The 1,657-nt window shown below is 64.2% G+C and carries 1 protein-coding gene and 1 pseudogene; both read left to right on the forward strand.

Translation table 11 applies throughout. The features are described from left to right. Positions 1-94: 94 nt before the first annotated feature. Positions 95-1,009 (forward strand): annotated as a pseudogene (locus tag AC2VON_RS04280) (Mu transposase domain-containing protein); the annotation flags it as partial. Positions 1,010-1,064: 55 nt separating this feature from the next. Further along, positions 1,065-1,657 (forward strand): ATP-binding protein (locus AC2VON_RS04285; RefSeq protein ID WP_486951828.1); only part of this gene is annotated, 593 nt, incomplete at its 3' end.

The raw sequence follows: 1,657 nt of genomic DNA on the forward strand, positions 1-1,657 counted from the left end.
ACTCGCCAGACTATTCCCTGGGCGAATCCCATTGTGCTAGAATACAACTCGTAGTCAAATCACCTCTGACTTACACAGAAATCGTGACAGGCTCGCACGGCTGGTGTGCGACAACTTGAAAACCGGGGTGCTGCGTGCGGATCTGTATGACCCGCAGATCAACCCTGCCTATGCCGAGCTTGCCGCGTTCTACGGCACCCTGATCGACCCGGCGCGGGCCCGAAAACCCAAAGACAAGCCCCGCGTCGAACGGCCGATGCCCTACATTCGGGACTCGTTCTTCGCCGGCCGGGACTTCACCTGTCTGGCTCAGATGCAGGCCGAGGCGCTGCGGTGGTCCACCGAGGTCTACGGCGTCCACAAGCATCGCGGCCTGGATGGTCAGACCCCGGTGTCGGTGTTCGCCGCGGTGGAACGCGATGAGTTGATGGCGTTGCCGCAGCGACGATTTGAGTCAGTGATCTACGCGGTCGGCACACTGGCCCCGGACTGTCACGTCAAGTCCGGCAAGGCGTTCTACTCAGCGCCCTGGCGGCTGATGGGCCAGAAACTACTCCTCCGCACCGCCGGGGATGTCGTGCAGATCTTCCACGACGATGCCGTCGTGGCGACCCACGTGCTGCACCTGTCTGGCCGATCGACGAACTTCGAGCACTACCCGCCGCAGAAGATCGCCCACACCCTGCGCAACGTGACATGGTGTCGCACCCAGGCCGAGCAGATCGGCCCCGGTGCCATCGCGATCGTCACCGAACTGTCGACGATCAACGCCATCCACCGCCTACGCGCCATCCAGGGAATCATCCGGCTGCGCGACAAATACGGTGCCGACCGTCTGGACGCGGCCTGTGCTCGCGCCCTGGCCGTCGGCGATCCGGGCTACCGCACCGTCAAAGGGATCCTGGCTGCCGGCACTGAACACGGCGAGGATTCGCCACTAGTCACCGCCCCTGCCGTGCCAGCGCTGCTACGCGGCCCCGCCGCATTCGACACCGAACGCACCGCCTGACCCGCGAACTCCCAAACCTGCTCTGCATCAATCACACTCAACAAAGGACTATGCCATGACCATTCACGACCCCAGCCTGCGTGCCGCGCTCAAGACGCTCAAACTCACCGGCATGCTCGACACTCTCGACGCCCGTCTGGCCCAAACCCGCGACGGCAAACTCGGACACCTGGAGTTCCTGCAGGTGCTCTGCGAAGACGAAATCGCCCGCCGTGACACCGCCGCCCTAGCACGGCGCGTGCGCCGCGCCCGCTTCGAACAAGCCAACACCTTCGAGGACTTCGACTTCACCGTCAGCCCGAAGCTACCAGCCGCGATGCTGCGCGACCTGGCCGCACTGCGTTGGCTCGACGCCGGTGAATCGGTGATCCTCTACGGACCAGTCGGAGTCGGCAAAACCCATGTGGCACAAGCACTTGGCCATCAAGTAGCCCGTCGCGGCGGCGACATCCGCTTCGTCAAATGCTCCCGAATGCTCGCCGACCTCGCCGGCGGGCACGCTGATCGCACCATCGGTCAACGCATGCGCGAATACACCCGACCGCTGGTCCTCATCGTCGACGACTTCGCGATGCGCGAGCACACCCCCACCCAAAGCGACGACCTCTACGACCTCGTCTCCGATCGCGCCATCGCCGCCAAACCGCT

The organism is Mycobacterium sp. TH-M82 (genome assembly GCF_057473605.1).